Origin of the sequence: Streptomyces sp. NPDC014882 (assembly GCF_043081325.1) — a bacterium.
Taxonomy (GTDB): Bacteria; Actinomycetota; Actinomycetes; order Streptomycetales; family Streptomycetaceae; genus Streptomyces.
The window spans coordinates 118,390-136,796 of record NZ_JBIBWL010000009.1; the positions used below are offsets into that span (position 1 = coordinate 118,390).

General features: G+C 73.4%; 19 protein-coding genes. 4 read left to right on the plus strand and 15 right to left on the minus strand.

Annotated elements, in window-relative coordinates; genetic code table 11:
• Positions 1-5: 5 nt before the first annotated feature.
• From ACF09K_RS21380 to ACF09K_RS21440, 13 genes are all read right to left on the minus strand, one after another.
• Positions 6-914 carry an ABC transporter permease gene (locus ACF09K_RS21380; RefSeq protein ID WP_392245710.1) on the minus strand — a complete coding sequence of 303 codons (909 nt, stop codon included), beginning with the start codon at positions 912-914 and terminating at the stop codon, positions 6-8.
• Positions 901-1,689 carry an ABC transporter ATP-binding protein gene (locus tag ACF09K_RS21385; protein WP_392245712.1) on the minus strand — a complete coding sequence of 263 codons (789 nt, stop codon included), beginning with the start codon at positions 1,687-1,689 and terminating at the stop codon, positions 901-903. The genes ACF09K_RS21380 and ACF09K_RS21385 overlap by 14 nt, the downstream gene beginning before the upstream one ends.
• Positions 1,690-1,725: 36 nt before the next feature.
• Positions 1,726-2,874, minus strand: coding sequence for an aliphatic sulfonate ABC transporter substrate-binding protein (locus tag ACF09K_RS21390; RefSeq protein WP_392245714.1), 1,149 nt, complete (start codon positions 2,872-2,874; stop codon positions 1,726-1,728).
• Between the two features lie 222 nt (positions 2,875-3,096).
• Complete coding sequence (locus ACF09K_RS21395) at positions 3,097-4,431, minus strand: sulfate adenylyltransferase subunit 1 (protein ID WP_392245716.1); 1,335 nt, start codon at positions 4,429-4,431, stop codon at positions 3,097-3,099.
• A gap of 2 nt (positions 4,432-4,433) precedes the next feature.
• On the minus strand, positions 4,434-5,369 hold the full coding sequence (cysD, locus tag ACF09K_RS21400; RefSeq protein WP_392245717.1) for a sulfate adenylyltransferase subunit CysD: 936 nt from the start codon (positions 5,367-5,369) through the stop codon (positions 4,434-4,436).
• Positions 5,366-5,902, minus strand: a complete 537-nt coding sequence (gene cysC, locus ACF09K_RS21405) for an adenylyl-sulfate kinase (protein WP_392245718.1) — start codon at positions 5,900-5,902, stop codon at positions 5,366-5,368. Before cysC ends, cysD begins: the two co-directional genes overlap by 4 nt.
• Positions 5,903-5,997: 95 nt before the next feature.
• Complete coding sequence (locus ACF09K_RS21410; RefSeq protein ID WP_392245720.1) at positions 5,998-6,708, minus strand: phosphoadenylyl-sulfate reductase; 711 nt, start codon at positions 6,706-6,708, stop codon at positions 5,998-6,000.
• Positions 6,705-6,884 (minus strand): hypothetical protein, encoded by a 180-nt coding sequence (locus tag ACF09K_RS21415; protein WP_392245721.1) that lies wholly within the window; start codon positions 6,882-6,884, stop codon positions 6,705-6,707. Before ACF09K_RS21415 ends, ACF09K_RS21410 begins: the two co-directional genes overlap by 4 nt.
• Positions 6,881-8,578, minus strand: coding sequence for a nitrite/sulfite reductase (locus ACF09K_RS21420; RefSeq protein ID WP_392245723.1), 1,698 nt, complete (start codon positions 8,576-8,578; stop codon positions 6,881-6,883). The genes ACF09K_RS21415 and ACF09K_RS21420 overlap by 4 nt, the downstream gene beginning before the upstream one ends.
• 183 nt (positions 8,579-8,761) lie before the next feature.
• Positions 8,762-8,917, minus strand: coding sequence for a putative leader peptide (locus tag ACF09K_RS21425; protein ID WP_392245724.1), 156 nt, complete (start codon positions 8,915-8,917; stop codon positions 8,762-8,764).
• Positions 8,918-8,972: 55 nt separating this feature from the next.
• Positions 8,973-9,545 (minus strand): GNAT family N-acetyltransferase, encoded by a 573-nt coding sequence (locus ACF09K_RS21430; RefSeq protein ID WP_392245726.1) that lies wholly within the window; start codon positions 9,543-9,545, stop codon positions 8,973-8,975.
• Positions 9,546-9,562: 17 nt separating this feature from the next.
• Complete coding sequence (locus tag ACF09K_RS21435) at positions 9,563-10,852, minus strand: hypothetical protein (protein WP_392245728.1); 1,290 nt, start codon at positions 10,850-10,852, stop codon at positions 9,563-9,565.
• Positions 10,853-11,174: 322 nt separating this feature from the next.
• The gene (locus tag ACF09K_RS21440) at positions 11,175-12,809 is read right to left on the minus strand and encodes an acyl-CoA dehydrogenase family protein (protein ID WP_392245730.1); all 1,635 of its coding nucleotides are present in this window, start codon (positions 12,807-12,809) and stop codon (positions 11,175-11,177) included.
• Positions 12,810-12,931: 122 nt separating this feature from the next.
• Here ACF09K_RS21440 and ACF09K_RS21445 point away from each other — a divergent pair, with 122 nt between their 5' ends.
• Both ACF09K_RS21445 and ACF09K_RS21450 read left to right on the plus strand, forming a co-directional pair.
• Positions 12,932-14,098 carry a YihY/virulence factor BrkB family protein gene (locus ACF09K_RS21445; protein WP_392245731.1) on the plus strand — a complete coding sequence of 389 codons (1,167 nt, stop codon included), beginning with the start codon at positions 12,932-12,934 and terminating at the stop codon, positions 14,096-14,098.
• Between the two features lie 105 nt (positions 14,099-14,203).
• Positions 14,204-14,878 carry a helix-turn-helix domain-containing protein gene (locus tag ACF09K_RS21450; protein WP_392245733.1) on the plus strand — a complete coding sequence of 225 codons (675 nt, stop codon included), beginning with the start codon at positions 14,204-14,206 and terminating at the stop codon, positions 14,876-14,878.
• An 82-nt stretch (positions 14,879-14,960) separates the two neighbouring features.
• On the opposite strand, the gene ACF09K_RS21455 is transcribed toward ACF09K_RS21450, so the two are convergent.
• Complete coding sequence (locus ACF09K_RS21455; protein ID WP_392245735.1) at positions 14,961-15,359, minus strand: VOC family protein; 399 nt, start codon at positions 15,357-15,359, stop codon at positions 14,961-14,963.
• 292 nt (positions 15,360-15,651) lie between these two features.
• Here ACF09K_RS21455 and ACF09K_RS21460 point away from each other — a divergent pair, with 292 nt between their 5' ends.
• Together ACF09K_RS21460 and ACF09K_RS21465 are read left to right on the plus strand one after the other, a co-directional pair.
• Positions 15,652-16,275: a hypothetical protein gene (locus ACF09K_RS21460; RefSeq protein WP_392245736.1), complete on the plus strand. Its 624-nt coding sequence runs from the start codon at positions 15,652-15,654 to the stop codon at positions 16,273-16,275.
• A gap of 154 nt (positions 16,276-16,429) precedes the next feature.
• Positions 16,430-17,104, plus strand: a complete 675-nt coding sequence (locus ACF09K_RS21465) for a ThuA domain-containing protein (RefSeq protein ID WP_392245738.1) — start codon at positions 16,430-16,432, stop codon at positions 17,102-17,104.
• 183 nt (positions 17,105-17,287) lie between these two features.
• On the opposite strand, the gene ACF09K_RS21470 is transcribed toward ACF09K_RS21465, so the two are convergent.
• A complete protein-coding gene (locus ACF09K_RS21470; RefSeq protein WP_392245740.1) occupies positions 17,288-18,334 on the minus strand; it encodes a LacI family DNA-binding transcriptional regulator in 1,047 nt (348 codons plus the stop codon).
• Positions 18,335-18,407: the final 73 nt, after the last annotated feature.

An 18,407-nucleotide genomic window follows, 5' to 3' on the forward strand; every position in this document is an offset into this window, starting at 1 on the left:
GGGAGTCAGCCCTTCACCAGCAGTCCGCGCCCGCGCAGCACCCGCCGCTCCAGCGGACTGAAGATCAGCAGGTCGATGGCGATGCCCACGAACAGGATCAGCACGATCGCCTCGAACACCATCGCCATGGAGCTGGCGTTGCGGCCGTTCTCCAGCAGCGCGCCCAGGCCGATGCCCAGGTCGGGGGAGGAGGCGATGATCTCCGCCGCCATCAGCGACCGCCAGGAGAAGGCCCAGCCCTGCTTCAGCCCGCCCAGGTAGCCGGGCAGCGAGGCCGGCAGCACGATGTGCCAGGCGCCCTTCAGCCCGGTCGCGCCCATGGTGCGGCCCGCCCGCAGGAACAGCGGCGGCACCTGGTCGATGCCGGAGACCAGGCCGTTGGCGATGGAGGGGACGGCGCCGAGCAGGATCACCGCGTACATCATGGAGTTGTTCAGGCCCAGCCAGATCACCGCGGGCGGCACCCACGCCACCGACGGCAGCGACTGCAGACCGGACAGGACCGGGCCGATCGCGGCGCGCACGAACCTCACCCGCGCCACCAGCAGACCCAGCGGGGTGCCGATGGCGAGCGCCAGCAGGAAGCCGAGCAGACCGCGCGAGACGCTGGTCCAGATGTAGCCGAGGAGCTTGCCCTCCAGCCACGCGTCCCGGAACTCGGCGCCCACGTCGGACGGGGACGGCAGCTTCGCCGGGTCGTCGACGATCCTGAAGGTGATCAGCGCCTGCCAGACCACCAGGACCACCGCGATCGCGACGACCGGCGGCAGGATCTTGTTGACGAAGGTCTGCCGGAAGGACGTACCGGCGGTCGCCGGGGTCTCGAGGGCGTCGAGGCCCGCCTCCACTCCCGCGATGCCGTTGTCGCGGACCGGGGCCTTCGCCGCCGGTCCGCCGGTCTCAGTGCTGGCCATGACGGCGGATCTCCCCACGCAGGACTTCGGTGATCTCCAGGGACAGCTCGGCGACGGGAGCGTCCTCGATGCGGCGCGGCTGCGGAATGCCGACCGTCCACTCGCGCGCCACCCGGCCCGGCCGGGAGGACAGCAGCACGACGCGCTGCGCGAGCCGCACCGCCTCGCGCACGTTGTGCGTGACGAACAGCACCGAAAGGCCCGTCTCCGCCCAGATCCGGGTGAGTTCGTCGTGCAGCACGTCCCGCGTGATCGCGTCGAGCGCCGCGAACGGCTCGTCCATCAGCAGCAGCCGCGCGTCCTGGGCCAGCGCCCGCGCCAGCGCCACCCGCTGGCGCATACCGCCGGACAGCTCGTGCACCCGCTTGCCGTACGAGCCCTTCAGCCGGACCAGTTCGAGCAGTTCCTCGGCGCGGGCGCGCCGGTCGTTCTTGGCAACTCCCCCCAGTTTCAGGGCGAGTTCGATGTTCTTGCCCGCGGTGAGCCACGGGAACAGGGCGTGCTCCTGGAACATCAGGGCCGGCCGCCCGTCGGTGCTGATCTCGCCGGCGCTCGGGGCGTCGAGCCCCGCCACCAGGTTCAGCAGCGTCGACTTGCCGCAGCCCGAGGCCCCCAGGAGGGTGACGAACTCGCCCGGCGCGACATCGAGACTGATGTCGTCCAGGACGAGCTGCGGCCCGGCGGGCCCGGCGAAGGACTTCGAGACGTGCTCGATGCGGGCGGCGTGGTCCACCGACCTGGTGCCGTCGGCGGCCCTGGCGAGGGTGGTTGCCATGGTCGTCACCTCCTGGGAACTCTCGTGGTTGCGTGGTTACTCGACGCCGAGGCCGGCGTCGTCGACGGGGGGCTCACCCGCGGCCCGGAGGACCTCGTTCAGGGGTGCGAGGTCGTAGATGCCGTCCAGCAGCGGGTCCTCCAGCAGGCCGGCCTCGACCGCGTGCCGGGCCTCGCTGTTCAGCGTGGCCGCCAGCGGGTCGTCGGTGAACCGGATGGACTTCCACGCCGGGTCCAGCACCTTGGCGGGCAGGGCCTTGCCGGAGTCCGCCTTCAGCTGGGCGTTCGCCGCCGCCTTCGCCTCGTCGGGGTGGGCGTTGATGTACTTGTTGACGTCGACCGACGCCTTCAGGACCGCCGCGACGGCCTTCGGGTGCTCCGCGAGGAACTTCTGCGACACGATGATGTTCGTGATCACGAACTTCTTGTCGGGCCACAGGTCGGACTCGTCCAGCAGCACCTTCGCGCCCTCGGCCACCAGCTTCGACGCGGTCGGCTCGGGCACCCAGGCGCCGTCGACGGAACCGGATCGGTAGGCGTCCGGGGTGACCTTGTTGTCGGTGCGGACGACCGACACGTCGCCCTTGCCGCTCTCCGCGTCGACCTTCCAGCCCTGCTCGGAGATCCAGTTCAGCAGCGCCACGTCCTGCGTGTTGCCGAGCTGCGGCGTGGCGATCCTCTTGCCCTTGACGTCCGCGACGGACTTGATCTCGGCCGGGTTCACCACCAGCTTCACCCCGCCGGACGCCGAACCGCCCACGATGCGCAGGTTCTTGCCGGCGGACCTGGTGTAGCCGTTGATCGCCGGGGAGGGACCGATCCAGCCGATGTCGATCGAGCCGGAGTTGAGCGCCTCGATCTCGGAGGGGCCGGCGTTGAAGACCTGGTACGACGCCTCGGTGGCGCCGAGCGCCTTCTGGAAGTACCCCTTGTTCACGCCGACGAGGGCGGTCCCGTGGGTCAGGTTGCCGAAGTAGCCGATTTTGACGGAGTCGAGGCCGTCGATCTTCTCCGCCCCGGCGGCGACCTTCTGCCCGGCCGGCTCGTCCGCGGCCTGAGAGCCGTAACCGCAGGCGGCGAGGGCCAGCAGGGGAAGCGCGGCCAGGACGGCGAGGCCGCGGCGCAGCGGGCGGCGGGGGCTGCCCCCGCCCGGACGGAGCCGGGAAAGGGGGAGGTTGGCAGGCACGGGAGGTCTTCCTCTCGTCGGCCCGGCGGTCACGGTCTCTCAGGTCGTGGCCGGGAGGTCGGCAGGTTTTCGTCTACGGCGGCGGGGGGTACGGGCGCGCAGGCAGTGCGCGCAGGTCAGCGCGCACATCGCGCCACCCCGCCCTGCCCGCTGCCGACGGCGCCGCTGCCGACGCGGCCGCCCTCCTTCGCGAACGTGGAGTAGTGGTCGGTGGAGTTCACGTCAGAAGTCCCACCCGTCGTCCCCGTCCGGGTCCTTGACCGGCTCGGGGGAGGCGAACGACTCGCCGACCATGCCCGCGGTGAGCGTGGTGCCGTCGCTCGGGTCGATCAGGATGAACGAGCCGGTGCGCCGGGAGTCGGCGTAGGAGTCCACCGGCAGCGGCTCCGCGGTGCGGATCTTCACCCGGCCGATGTCGTTGGCGACGAGCTGTCCCGGGTGCGGGTGCAGGGACAGGTCGTCGAGCGTGAGACGGGAGGGGATGTCCTTGACGATCGCCTTGACGGTGCGGGTGCCGTGCTTGAGCAGGACCCGGTGGCCGACGGTCAGCGGCGCGTCGGCGACGTGGCAGACGGTCGCCTCGACGTCCTGGGTGGTCGGCGGGGCGTCCTTGCCGGGCACGATCAGGTCGCCGCGCGAGACGTCGATGTCGTCCTCCAGCAGGACGGTCACCGACTGCGTCGTCCAGGCCACGTCGACCGGCGTGCCGAGCAGGTCGATGCCCGCGATCCGCGTGGAGCGGCCGGACGGCAGCACCGTGACCTGCTCGCCCACCCGGAACGTGCCGGCGGCGATCTGGCCCGCGTAGCCGCGGTAGTCGCGGTGCTCGGCCGTCTGCGGCCGGATCACGTACTGCACGGGCAGCCGCGCGTGGCAGTGCGCCAGGTCGTGACTGACCGGAACCGTCTCCAGGTGCTCCAGGAAGGTCGGCCCGGCGTACCAGTCCATGTGCGCGGACGGCTCCACCACGTTGTCCCCGGCGAGCGCCGAGATCGGGATGGCGGTGACCTCGGGGACGCCCAGCTCGCCCGCGTAGGCGGTGAACTCCTCGGCGATCGCCGCGAAGACGGACTCCGCGTAGCCGACGAGGTCCATCTTGTTGACGGCGAGGACCACGTGCGGGACGCGCAGCAGGGCGGCGATCGCGGCGTGGCGGCGGGTCTGTTCGACGACGCCGTTGCGGGCGTCGACGAGGACCACCGTCAGCTCGGCCGTGGAGGCACCCGTCACCATGTTGCGGGTGTACTGCACGTGGCCGGGGGTGTCGGCGAGGATGAACCGGCGCCGGGGGGTGGCGAAGTAGCGGTAGGCCACGTCGATGGTGATGCCCTGCTCGCGTTCGGCGCGCAGGCCGTCGGTGAGCAGCGCGAGGTCGGGGCCGTCCTGTCCGCGGCTCGCCGACGCGCGCTCCACGGCCTCCAACTGGTCGGTGAGCACCGACTTGGAGTCGTGCAGGAGCCGTCCCACGAGGGTGGACTTGCCGTCGTCGACGGAGCCGGCGGTGGCGAACCGCAGCAGGGTGGTGGCCGAGAGCTCCTCGGTCGTGATCGTGCTCATGGCTAGAAGTACCCCTCGCGCTTGCGGTCTTCCATCGCGGCCTCGGACATCTTGTCGTCGGCGCGGGTGGCGCCGCGCTCGGTGAGCCGGGAGGCGGCGATCTCGGCGATGACCTGCTCCAGCGTCAGTGCCTCGGAGTCGACGGCGCCGGTGCAGGACATGTCGCCGACGGTGCGGTAGCGCACGAGGCGCTTCTCGACCGTCTCGTTCTCCTTCGGGCCGCCCCAGTCGCCGGCCGTCAGCCACATCCCGGCCCGCCGGAACACCTCGCGCTCGTGGGCGAAGTAGATCTGGGGCAGTTCGATGCCCTCGCGGGCGATGTACTGCCACACGTCCAGCTCGGTCCAGTTGGACAGCGGGAAGACGCGGACGTGCTCACCGGGGGCGTGCCGGCCGTTGTACAGGTTCCACAGCTCGGGGCGCTGGCGGCGCGGGTCCCACTGCGAGAACTCGTCCCGCAGGGAGAACACGCGCTCCTTGGCGCGGGCCTTCTCCTCGTCGCGCCGTCCGCCGCCGAAGACCGCGTCGAACCGCTCGGCCTGGATCTTCTCCGTCAGCGGCAGCGTCTGCAGCGGGTTGCGGGTGCCGTCCGGGCGCTCCTTGAGGACGCCGCGGTCGATGTAGTCCTGCACGGAGGCGACGTGCAGGCGCAGCCCGTGCCGGGCGACCGCGCGGTCGCGGTAGTCGAGGACCTCGGGGAAGTTGTGCCCGGTGTCCACGTGCAGCAGCGAGAACGGCACCGGCGCCGGCGTGAACGCCTTCAGCGCCAGGTGCAGCATGACGATGGAGTCCTTGCCGCCGGAGAACAGGATCACCGGGTTCTCGAACTCGCCCGCCACCTCGCGGAAGATGTGCACCGCCTCCGACTCCAGGGAGTCCAGGTGGCTGAGGGCGTACGGGGAGTCCGTGCCCTCCTCGGTCCGTGCGACGGTCGTCACACCAGTCCCCTCTCGCTGAGCAGGGCGTACACCGACGCCGCGGACTCCTTGACGGTCTGGTTCTGGGACTCGATCCGCAGATCGGGCCGCTCGGGGACCTCGTAGGGGTCGTCCACCCCGGTGAGCCCGGTCAGCTCGCCCGCCGCCTGCTTGGCGTACAGGCCCTTCACGTCCCGCTCGCTGCACACCTCGACCGGGGTCGCCACGTGCACCTCCAGGTACGCCGTCGTGCCCTCCTCGTGGCGCTTGCGGACCGCCTCGCGGCTGTCGGCGTACGGCGCGATCACCGGCACGAGCGCCTTCACCCCGTTGCGGGCGAGCAGTTCGGCGAGGAAACCGATGCGCTGCACGTTGGTGTGCCGGTCCTCGCGGCTGAAGCCGAGGCCCGCGGAGATGAACTCGCGGATCTCGTCGCCGTCGAGCACCTCGACGCGGTGGCCCTCCTCGCGCAGCCGGGCGGCCAGCTCGTACGCGATGGTGGTCTTGCCGGCGCTCGGCAGACCCGTGAGCCAGACGGTGGCTCCGGTCGTCACGTGGTTCTCCTGGGTCGCAGTGGTCGCAGTGGTCGCTTCCGCCGCCACCGTGGCGGCGGGAGCCGGGGGAGTCGTGCGGGCCGTCTCGGCGCCCGTCATCCGTGTAGCCCGCACTCGGTCTTCGCGCGGCCCGCCCAGCGGCCGGCGCGCGCGTCCTCGCCCTCCAGGACCCGGCGGGTGCAGGGGGCGCAGCCGACGGAGGCGTAGCCGTCCGTCAGCAGGGGGTTGGTCAGCACGCCGTGCTCGGCGACGTAGGCGTCCACGTCGTCCTGGGTCCAGCGGGCGATCGGGGAGACCTTGACCTTCTGCCGCTTCTCGTCCCAGCCGACGACCGGCGTGTTCGCCCGGGTCGCGGACTCGTCGCGGCGCAGCCCGGTCGCCCAGGCCCGGTAGCCCTTCAGGCCCTCTTCCAGGGGCCGCACCTTGCGGAGCGCGCAGCACAGGTCGGGGTCGCGGTCGTGCAGCCTCGGCCCGTACTCGGCGTCCTGCTCGGCGACCGTCTGCCGCGGGGTGAGGGTGAGGACGTTGACGTCCATCACGGCCTCGACCGCGTCCCGGGTGCCGATGGTCTCGGGGAAGTGGTAGCCGGTGTCGAGGAAGACCACGTCCACGCCCCTGCGCACGCGGGAGGCCAGATGGGCCACCACCGCGTCCTCCATGGACGAGGTCACGCAGAACTCCTCGCCGAAGGTGTCCACGGCCCACTGGAGGATCTCCAGCGCGGAGGCGTCCTCCAGGTCGCGGCCCGCCTGCTCGGCGAGCGACTTCAACTCCTCGGCGGTGCGGTGTTCCTGAGCCGACGTCATATCGCCTCCCCTCCCTCGTCGGTGCGCCGGATCCCCCGGGCGAGCAGCTCGAGGAACTTCAGCTGGAACGCGCGGTTGCACGCGGCGCACTCCCAGGCGCCGTGTCCCTCCTCGCTCGGCCGCAGGTCCTCGTCACCGCAGTAGGGGCAGTGGAAGGGGGCGGCGCGCTCGCTCACGACAGGGCCTCCTCGTCGGCCCGCGCGGCCCACGCGGCGAACCGCTCGCCGTCCTCGCGCTCCGCCTGGAACCGCTTGAGCACCCGCTCCACGTAGTCGGGCAGTTCGTCCGAAGTGACCTTCAGACCACGGACCTTGCGGCCGAAGCCGGCCTCGAGGCCGAGTGCTCCGCCCAGGTGCACCTGGTAGCCCTCGACCTGCTCACCCGCGTCGTCGAGGACCAGCTGGCCCTTGAGGCCGATGTCCGCCACCTGGATGCGGGCGCAGGCGTTCGGGCAGCCGTTGAGGTTGATGGTGATCGGCTCGTCGAACTCCGGCAGGCGGCGCTCGAGTTCGTCGATCAGGGCGGAGCCGCGCTGCTTGGTCTCGACGATGGCGAGCTTGCAGTACTCGATGCCGGTGCAGGCCATCGTGCCGCGCCGGAACGGGGAGGGCTCGGCGGTCAGGTCCAGCGCTCCGAGGGCCTCGACCAGCGACGTGACCCGGGCCTCCTCGACGTCGAGGATGATCATCTTCTGCTCGGCGGTGGTCCGGACCCGGCCCGAGCCGTGCGCCTCGGCCAGCTCCGCGATCTTCGTCAGGGTGGCGCCGTCCACGCGGCCGACGCGCGGGGCGAAACCGACGTAGAAACGGCCGTCCTTCTGGCGGTGCACGCCGACGTGGTCGCGCCAGCGTCCGGCGGGCTCGGCGGGGGCGGGGCCGTCGACGAGCCGGCGCCGCAGGTACTCGTCCTCCAGCACCCGGCGGAACTTCTCCGGACCCCAGTCGGCGACCAGGAACTTCAGCCGGGCGCGGTTGCGCAGCCGCCGGTAGCCGTAGTCGCGGAAGATGGAGACGACGCCCTCGTGCACGTCCGCGACCTCGTCCAGCGGCACCCAGGCGCCGAGCCGCACCCCCAGCTTGGGGTTGGTGGACAGGCCGCCGCCGACCCACACGTCGAAACCGGGGCCGTGCTCGGGGTGTTCGACGCCGACGAAGGCGACGTCGTTGATCTCGTGCGCCACGTCCAGCAGCGGCGAACCGGAGACCGCGGTCTTGAACTTGCGGGGCAGGTTCGAGAAGGCCGGGTTGCCGACGATCCGGCGGTGGATCTCCTCGATGGCGGGGGTGCCGTCGACGATCTCGTCCTCGGCGATGCCGGCGACGGGCGAGCCGAGGATGGTGCGGGGCGTGTCACCGCAGGCCTCGGTGGTGGACAGGCCGACCGCCTCCAGGCGGTTCCAGATCTCCGGCACGTCCTCGATGCGGATCCAGTGGTACTGCACGTTCTGCCGGTCGGTGATGTCCGCGGTGCCGCGCGCGAACTCCTGCGAGATCTCGCCGATCACGCGCAGCTGACGGGTCGTGAGCCGGCCGCCGTCGATGCGGACCCGCAGCATGAAGAACTCGTCGTCCAGCTCCTCCGGCGCCAGGACCGCGGTCTTGCCGCCGTCGATCCCGGGCTTGCGCTGGGTGTAGAGCCCCCACCAGCGCATCCGTCCGCGCAGGTCGTTGGGGTCGATCGAGTCGAAGCCGCGCTTGGAGTAGACCGTCTCAATGCGTGTCCGCACATTGAGACCGTCGTCGTCCTTCTTGAACTGCTCGTTGCCGTTGAGCGGGGTGAAGTGTCCCGCGGCCCACTGACCCTCGCCGCGGTGACGGCTCACCTTGCGGCGGGGCGCTGAGGCGGCAGGGCTGTCGGGGGTGGCGGCCATCGTGAATACGTCCTTCGGGACAGTGACGGGAGGGGGCCGGCGCGTGGCGCCGTCCGTGAGGAACGGTGGTCGGGTGCCGGGCGGGCGGCCCTGACCTGCGCAGCAGGGAGCGCGCGGAGGCACACGTGCGCGTCGTTGCGCGGAGGAAGGGCGGAGAGGGCTGTCGGCGGGAGCTTCGGCTCGTCAGCTCGCCGGACAGATGGCGCTGGACATGCGGCCGAGATCGACGTGCCGCCGACTCACCAAGGCAACTCCAGTTCCGGACATGACGGAAGCGTGGCACGGCGATCTGGACACAGTCCAGCTTCGTCCGCCATGTGGACACCCTGGTCTCGCCATGTGGGATCAGGGTGGCGTCGGTCACATGCGTCGCGTGACGTCTTGTCGACGCAGGTCAGACGGGGTATGCGCCCGGCCAGGGGCCCGGAGTGGCCACCTCGGGCTGCTCCTCGACCGAGGTGTCGAACAGGGTGAACCCACGGCGCCGGTAGTTGTCCATCGCGTGCTCGCCGTCCAGGCTGCACGTGTGCAGCCACACCCGCTTCGTCCGCGACAGCCCCGGCCAGCGGTCCGCCAGGTCCCAGGCGCGCGCGGCGCCGTACGACAGCAGGTGGCCGCCGATCCGCCGCCCGCGGAAGGCCGGGACCAGCCCGAAGTAGACGATCTCGACGGCCCCGTCGTCCTGCGCCTCCAGCTCCACGTACCCCGCGGGCGTCCCCCGGTCGTACGCCACCCAGGTCTCCACGCCCGGCCGGTCCAGGTGCTCCCGCCACCGCGCGTACGTCCAGCCCAGCCGGTCGGTCCAGCGGATGTCCCCGCCGACGGAGGCGTACAGGAAACGGCTGAACTCGGGCGAGGGCACCGCGGCGCGCACGATCCGCACGTCGCCCCCGGGCGCGGCGGCCGGTCGCAGGTCGCCCGGCGAGGTCTGCTCCAGGGACCAGGTGGTCACGGGTATGTCGGTCATGCCCGCCAGGGAATCATCTACTCCGCGGATCTGTCGATCGAGGCCAGCGGCAGCGCGAACAGCATCCGGCCGGACTGCGTCCACACCTCGCCGGTCTGCGCCCAGTACGACAGGGACTCGGTCCGCGGGCTCCAGCAGTCCCGGCTGTCGTCGGCGCCGCAGTGCGCGGCCCGCGCGCCGTCCGCGTCCTGCCGCCACAGCGTCCCGCGCCGGTCCTCGGCACCGCTCCGGCTCACGTACCAGCCGTCCTCGTGGGACAGCACGCCGCGCACCCCGCTCGCCCCGGTCCGGTAGGCCTGCGTCACGCCGACCCGACCCGCCGGGCCGGCGGCGAGGAGACCGGCCCGGCCGGGCGCGGTGTCGAAGGCGTACCGCCACAGCCGGGCGCCCCGGTCGCCGTCGTCGAGGGTCCACTCCCCGGCCACGAGGGTGTCCGGGGCGGTGCTGCGGTCCAGGGAGACGGTGGCGGGGCGCGGGGCGCCGGAGCCGCCGGCCGGCCGGTAGGAGGCCACGGCCGGCAGGACGTACGGGGCGCCGTGCGCCGACCAGCCGCCGGGCACCCGGCCGACCGCCGAACCGGAGGCCGTGGCCCGGTGGATGCGGTCGACGTCGTACACGTACAGCGCGGACCGGTCCCCGTCGCCGGCGGTCACCAGCAGCTTGTCCTGGTACCAGACCATGCCGGAGACCCGGGAGACCAGGCCCCGGTAGTCGCGTCCCCCGTCCACGGGGACGGCCAGCAGTGCCCAGGTGTAGGAGAGCCGGGCCGGGTCGTCCGCGTCCACGAACGCGACCCGCGCCAGACCGCGGTCGGCGACCGGGCCGGAGTCGCGCGACCAGCCGGAGACGATCACCCGGTGCGCGCCCCAGCGGCCGTCCTCGTCCGCGTCGCCGGAGGTGGTGACGGCGCCCGGCTCCCAGCCGGCGGTGTCGTCGGTGTTCCAGCAGTACGCGCGGGTGGCCGTCGGGGCGACGGGCAGGGCGTCGCGCTCGCCCCCGGTGCAGCCGGCCGCGCCGCGCAGCGAACGGCCGGCGGCGCTCAGTGCCTCGCCGACGCCGACCGCCGGGCCCATCTCCGCGGCGAGCCGGTCCAGGGAGGCCTGCGGCACCGTCTCCTCCGTCAGCCGCAACGCGGCCGTGTCGGCGGACGACGTGAGCGGTTCGAGCGCGCCGGGGCCGTCGGAGACCGTGGCCTGGGAGGCGCTGATCATGGTGGCGGCCGCGGTGAGCGCGAGGGCGGTTCCCGCCAGGAAACCACGCAGCACCCTGCCCCGCCTGCGCCGGCGATGTCGGCCGCGCTGCTTCATTCGTCCTCCCGAGGCGTGCCAACTGCGCCCGACGAACCTTGCGTTGCCCGAGGAGCGGGTGAGGTGACCCCCGGGGGATGCTACGGCAGCCGGCGTCCGCGGGGGGCGAAGACCGCGTATCCGTACGGAAACTGCTACGACGCGGGCCGGTCACGGGACGGGACGCCGACGGCCCCGCGCACGGCGGGCACGCGCCGGCAGCCGCTCTCCGGATCGCCCCGGCTCCCGCCGGCTGCCACCCCGCTCCTGCCGGCTGCCGCCCCGCTCCCGCCGGCTCCCGCCCGCCCCGGTCGGAGCACGGGCCGGCCGGAGCGCGCCCCGGTCAGAGCACGGGCCGGGCCCGCTCCACGATCGCCCGCAGATCCAGCGTGTGGGGCAGCGTCCCGAAGGCGGCGCCGCCGTCACCGGCCAGCCGCGCCGCGCAGAACGCGTCGGCCACCTCCGGCGGCGCGAACCGCACGAGCAGCGACCCCTGCAGCACCAGCGCGAACCGCTCCGCGATCCGCCGGGCCCGCGCCTCCGCCCCGTCCAGGTCGGCCAGTTCGGTCAGCAGGTCCTTGATCGCCGCGTCCAGCCGGTGGTCCGCCCCGCGCGCTTGTCCCACCTCCTGGAGGAACGCGTTCAGCGCCTGCGGCTCGCGCCGCAGCGCCCGCAGCACGTCCAGCGCCTGGACGTTCCCCGCGCCCTCCCAGACCGAGTTCAGCGGCGACTCGCGCACCAGCCGGGGCATCCCCGACTCCTCCACGTACCCGTTGCCGCCCAGGCACTCCGCGGCCTCCACCGCCACCGGCGCACAGCGCTTGGTCACCCAGTACTTGGCGGCCGGCACCGCGATCCGCAGCAGCGCCCGCTCCTGCTCGCCGTCGTCGTCGCAGGCCGCCGCGAGCCGCAGGCCCAGGACCGTCGCCGCCTCCGACTCCAGCGCCAGATCGGCCAGCACGTTGCGCATCAGCGGCTTGTCGACGAGCTTCCCGCCGAACGCCTCCCGGTACGTGCCGTGGTGCACGGCCTGCGCGACGGCCGCCCGCATCAGCCCCGCCGACCCCAGCACGCAGTCGAGCCGGGTCGCCGCCACCATGTCGATGATGGTGCGCACCCCGCGCCCCTCCTCACCGACCCGGCGGGCCCACGTCCCGTCGAACTCCACCTCGGCGGAGGCGTTCGACCGGTTGCCCAGTTTGTCCTTGAGGCGCTGGATCAGGAACGGGTTGCGCGTGCCGTCCTCCAGCACCCGCGGCACCAGGAAGCAGGTCAGCCCCTCCGCGGCCTGTGCCAGCACCAGGAAGCCGTCCGACATCGGCGCCGAACAGAACCACTTGTGCCCCGTCAGCACGTACGTCCCGGCCTCGGCCAGCGGCCGCGCGGACGTCGTGTTCGCCCGCACGTCGCTGCCGCCCTGCTTCTCCGTCATCCCCATCCCGAACAGGGCCCCCGCCTTGTGCCGGGCGGGCCGCAGCTCCCGTTCGTAGACCGTGGACGTCAGCCGCGGCACCCACTCGGCCGCCAGCTCCGGGTCGGTGCGCAGCGCGGGTACGGCCGCGTGCGTCATGGACAGCGGGCAGCCGTTCCCGGCCTCGACCTGGGTCCACACCAGGAAGCCCGCCGCCCGCCGCACGTGTCCGCCCGGACGCGTCCAGGCCGCGGTCAGCCCCGCGCCGACCCCCTTGCCCAGCAGCCGGTGCCACGCGGGATGGAAGACGACCTCGTCGACGCGGTGCCCGTAGCGGTCGTGCGTGCGCAGCTCGGGCGGATGCTCGTTCGCCTGCACCGCCCACTCCTGGAGCTGGGCCGACCCGGCGGCCCGGCCCAGCGCCGACAGCTCGCCGCGCGCCTCGTCGAGCAGCCCCGGATCGAGGTGCCGCTCCACCGCGGACACCAGGGCCCGGTCGGTGCCGTAGACGTCGTGTCCGAGGAGGGGAGGGGGCTGGTTGGTCACGGTGTGCGTACTGCCTGCCATACGGCGAACCTACCCCCCGGTACGGCGGTCATGGCCGCGGGAGCCCGGAACGTGCCGCCCGGGACCTGCCGCCGGGCCCACCGGAGGTGAGTGCGGCCCCGCGCGGCGGATACCTTTAAGGCGTGCAGCCAGCAAGTCAGTCACCCGAGCAACCCGAGACACCCGGCGGGCGTCTCCATCGGGCGCGTGCCCTCTACCGCAACGTCTCCAAACGGAGGACCGCCTGGCTGCTGGTCAAGGACACCGTCGACTCCTGCATCGAGTACCGCATCCTCGGCCTCGCCGCCGAGGCCGCCTTCTTCACGCTGCTGTCCGTGCCGCCGCTGCTGCTCAGCCTCATCGGCCTGCTCGGCTACGTCGACGACTGGACCGGCACCGACACCATCAGCAGCCTGGAGACCAACCTCCTCGACGCCTCGCGCACCGTCCTGTCCGAGAAGGGCGTCGCGCAGATCGCCCAGCCGATCCTCGACGACGTGATGAAGGGCGGCCGCCCCGACGTCATCTCCATCGGCTTCCTGTTCGCCCTGTGGTCCGGCTCGCGCGCGGTGAACGTCTTCATAGACACGATCACCGTCATGTACGGCCTCGACGGCGTGCGCGGCATCGTCAAGACCCGGCTGGTGGCGTTCCTGCTGTTCGTCGCCGCGCTGCTGATCGGCTCGATCGCGCTGCCCCTGCTGGTCGCCGGGCCCGACGCCGTCGTACGGATCGTGCCGTGGTCGACGACGGTCGTCCAGGTCCTCTACTGGCCCGTCGTGATCCTGCTGTCGATCGCCTTCCTGACCACGCTCTACCACGTGTCCGTCCCGGTGCGCTCCCCGTGGATCGAGGACGTGCCCGGCGCGCTGGTCGCCCTCGCCATGTGGGTGCTCGGCAGCTTCCTGCTCCGCATCTACCTGCAGAGCACGATCGAGGGTGCCACCATCTACGGTTCCCTGGCCGCCGCCGTCGCCGTCCTGCTGTGGATCGGCGTGTCCGCGTTCGCCGTGCTCGTCGGCGCCGCCATGAACGCCGCCATCGACCGCGTCTGGCCGGCCGCCGCGACGGCCGCCGCCCGTGACGCCAACGAGCGGCTGCGGCAGGAGGAGGCCGCCGAGTACGTCGCCCGGGTGGCCGCCGCCCGCGCCCACGAGGACCCCGACGATCCCGACATGCCCTCGGAGTTCCCCGAACGCTGGTCGCGGTTCCTGCCCCCGGAGGACGTCACGGGCCGGCTGCGCACCCACGTGAGGACCGCGCCGAAGGGCAACGGGGGCGGACCGGAGTGCCCGCCCCCCGAGGGGTGAGACGACGCCCCGGGGCCCGAGGCCCTAGGCCCGGGGCCCGAGCCATGAGCCCTGAGGCTCGGCACCCGGTACCCCCGCCCGTGAGCCGCGCGTAGCCTGGGCCCCGTGTACGAGGAGCGGCCTTCCCGGCTCGCCGGTGCGGTGGTGTGGACCAGCACCCCGGCGGGCGGCGCCCCGGGTCCCGTGCTGCCCGACGGCTGCATGGACCTGTTGTGGAACGAGGGCAGGCTGATCGTCGCCGGACCCGACACCCGCGCGCACCTCCCCGACGGCCCGGCCACGCCCTGGGCGGGCGTGCGCCTCCACCCCGGCACCGCGCCCGCCCTCCTCGGCGTGCCCGCCCACGAACTGCGCGACCGGCGGGTGGAGCTGACCGACCTGTGGCCCGCGGCGACGGTACGACGGCTGTGCGCCGGGATCGAGGCCGCGACGCACCCGGCGACCGGGCTGGAGGAACTGGCGCTGGAGCGGGCCGCCCCGCCCGACCCCGTACTGCGCCGACTGGTGACCGCGCTCGCGCGGGGCCGCCCGGTCGCCGCCGTCGCGGAGGAACTCGGCCTCGGTCCACGGCAGCTGCACCGGCGCTCCCTGCACGCCTTCGGCTACGGCCCCAAGACGCTGGCCCGTGTCCTGCGTCTCCAGCGCGCCCTGGCCCTGGCCCGGCGGGGCGTGCCGTACGCGGACACCGCGACCCGCGCCGGTTACGCCGACCAGGCGCACTTCGCCCGGGACGTCAAGGAGCTGAGCGGCATGACGCCGACGGCGCTGCTGGGCCGGTGAAGCCGGGGGCCGGGGAGGCCGGGCGCGGCGGAGGCCGGGGCGGCTGGGACCGAGAGGCGCCGTGGTGGTCGGGACCGAGAGGTCAGGGGCCGGTCAGGGGTGCGAACAGGTCGACCTCGTGACCGTCCGGGTCCTGTACGACGGCGTACCGCTGGCCCCAGAAGGCGTCCCACGGCTCCAGCTCGCCCGCGCACCCGGCCGCCACCAGTTCCTCGTACACCGCGTCGACCTCGGCCGGGTCCTCGCAGCGCAGCGCGAGGGAGTGCCGGCCGCCCCGGGCCGGGGTCAGCCGGCCGGGGTGGAAGGACCGGACGGTGTCCTCGGTGTCCAGCAGCAGCCGCAGCCCGCCCGGCAGCACGGCCTCGGCGTGCGGCTCCCGCTCGGCGCCCCCGGGGAACGCGAAGCCGAGCCGGCGGTAGAAGGTGACGGAGGCGGCCATGTCGGAGACGACCAGGCCGACGGCATCGAATCGTGGACTCATGCGGCCCACCGTAGGCAGCGCCGCCCGGCGGGTCTTGAAGGAAACGGACACACCGTGGCGCGCGGGGGCCGTCCGTGCGCGGGGCCCGTCCGCCGCACCCGTACCGTCCCGCTCGTCAGGTGGGGGCGACCGGGCCGTTCTGTGTGGCCACCGGGTCCGACAAGCCCGCGTCGCGGGCCGCGGAGACGAGGTGATCGAGCCGGGCCGGAAGGGTGTCCGTCCCGCCCGGGAGCACGCGCCCGGTCCCCGGAAACACCGCGGCCCCTGAACACCTGTGCGGCAGGATGACCGCATGACCCGTGCCGTCCGCCTGCTCCCCGTCCTGCTGCTGGGGTCCGTGCTGCTCACCGCCTGCGGCAGCGAGCGGGCCGGCCCCGCGGACTCCGCCGACCCTGCCGGACCCGCCGAACTGGCCTCCCGCGCACAGGCGCTGGGCATCGCGCCGGAGGCGGTGTACACCACCGACGCCCCCGGTCACACCCTCGCCCAGCAGTCCGTCGGCGTGCTCGGCGACGACGGCTTCTCCGCCGTCTACGTCTCCCCGCAGAAGGGGACACAGGTGCGACTCGCCGTCGACCGGGGCACGGTGACCGCCGCCACCTGCGAACGGCGAACCGGCGCCGAGGCCGCCACGACACCCGTCACCTGCGTCCGCGACGGCGACGCCTGGTACCGCAGCGCCGGGCAGTGGGCGGAGTACGCCGTCCCGAAGAAGGACTTCGTCGTCCGCGTCGGCGGCACGGGCGTGCCCCGGGACGTCCTGCGCGAGGCCGTCGACCACCTGCACCGCCCCTCCGCCGACGAACTCGACACCCTCCTGCCGTCGGCACCGGCGGGCGGCGAACCGGTGGAGCGCGGAGACCTGCCGTCGTTCGGCGACGGAGCTCCCGACAACGACGTCGACGCGGGCGGCTGAGCCACCCGCCGCACGGCCGGCGTCGGGCGGGGGACCGGCGGGGCGCCGCCTCCGCCCTCCGCTCCGGGAGTCCGCCGCCTCCGCCGAAACCTTCGTCCGGGACCCGGAACGCCGCCCCGGAGCGCCCACGCCGCCCCGCATAGAGTCGGGTGTCATGACCGTCCGCCTGCTCGTGTACACCCGTACCGCCGACTACCGCCACGACTCCATCCCGGACGCCGTGGCCGCCGTACGCGCGACAGCAGATGTCGCCGTCGACCACACCGAGGACCCTGCGGCCCTGGAGACGCCGCTGGACGGGTACGCGGCCGTGGTCTTCCTCTCCACCAGCGGTGAGGTGCTGACCCCGGCGGGGCGGGAGCGTCTCGCCCGGTACGTCGACTCGGGCGGCGGCTTCGCCGGCGTGCACGCGGCGGCCTGCACCGAGTACGACTGGCCGTACTACGGCGAACTCCTCGGCGCCCGCTTCGCCCGCCACCCCGCCCTCCAGCCCGGCAGGGCGCTCGTCGAGGACCACGGGCATCCCGCCACCCGCCACCTGCCGGCCGTCTGGGACTTCACCGACGAGTGGTACGACTTCCACACCAACCCCCGGGGGCGGGACCGGGACGGGGGACGAGGCCGCGTCCACGTGCTGGTCACCGCCGACGAGTCCTCCTACGACGGCGGCGGGATGGGCCCCGACCACCCGCTGGCCTGGTGCCGCGAACAGGGCACGGGCCGCGTCTTCTACACCGCTCTCGGCCACACGTCCGAGGCCTACCGGGACCCCGGCTTCCTGGCCCACCTGCGCGGCGGGATCGGCTGGGCGGCCGGGGTGGCGGAATGAGGCGTGCGGACGTGCGGACGTGCGGACGTGCGGCTCGCGTGACGTCTGCGCGCTGAGCCGCCTGAGCCGCCTGGGGTGGCTGGGGTGCCTGAGCCGCCTGGGGTGACCGTGGCCATCGGGACCGCCGGGACCGCCGGGATGCGGGCGGCCCGCACCCCGGGCGGCCCGCAGGCGCGGTGCTCGCTACCGGCCCGGTGGTGCGGTGCTCGCCCGTTCCACCAGCCGGGTGGAGAGCTCCGTGCGGGTCCCTTCCGGGTGCTCGCCGTCCATCATCCGCACCAGCAGCCGCAGGGCCGTCGCCGCCATCTCGGCCAGCGGCTGGCGGACGGTCGTCAGGGCCGGCGTGGCCCAGCGGGACTCGGGGAGATCGTCGAAGCCGACCACGCTGATGTCGTCCGGGACCCGTAATCCCCGTTCCGCCAGGGCCTCGTACACACCCAGCGCCATCCGGTCGGAGCACACGAAGACGGCCGTCGGCGGCTCGGGCAGGTCGAGCAGCTCGTGCATGCGATGACGGGCCACGGACTCGTCGAAGCCGGCGTGGCGGACGTACTCCGGGCGGTGGCCGAGGCCCGCCGAGGCCAGGGCGGAGCGGTAACCGGCCACGCGCGCGGTGCTGCACATCCTGCGGTGCGCTCCGGCGACCACCGCGATCCGCTCGTGGCCGAGGGCCAGCAGGTGCTCGGTCGCCGTCACGCCCCCCTGCCAGTTCGCCGCGCCCACCGACACCACGCCCGGCGGCGGCTCCAGCACCGGGTCGATCATCACGAACGGGATCCGGTGCTGCTCCAGCCACAGGTACTGGCTCTCCGACAACTCCGCCAGGTCGAACAGCACCCCGGCCGAACCGCGCGCGGTGAGCTTGTCCAGCCAGCCCCGTTGCGGACGGCCCGCCCGGGTGCGGGACAGCGCGGCCGAGACGACCACGTCCAGGCCCGCGTCGTGCGCCGCCTCCTCCACACCGTGCAGCACCGCACCCGACCAGGTGTTGGCCAGGGAGCGCACCACGAGATCGACCAGCCGGGGCGGCTTCGTCGGGTCGAAACGGGGTCTGCGCACGTAACCGAGCCGGTCCAGGGCCTCGGTGACACGGCGTCGGGTCTCGGGAGCCACGTCCTCGCGGCCGTTGACCACTTTCGAGGCGGTGGGCACGGACACCCCCGCCTCGCGGGCCACGACCGCCAGGGTCGGCCCGGCCGTCGCCACGCTCGCACTGTCCGTGCGGACCATCGGAAACCACCTCTCCGGCCCGCCCGGGGGCCAGCGAAAGTTCGACCACCGCCCTTTCGGAGCCGATCCTGAC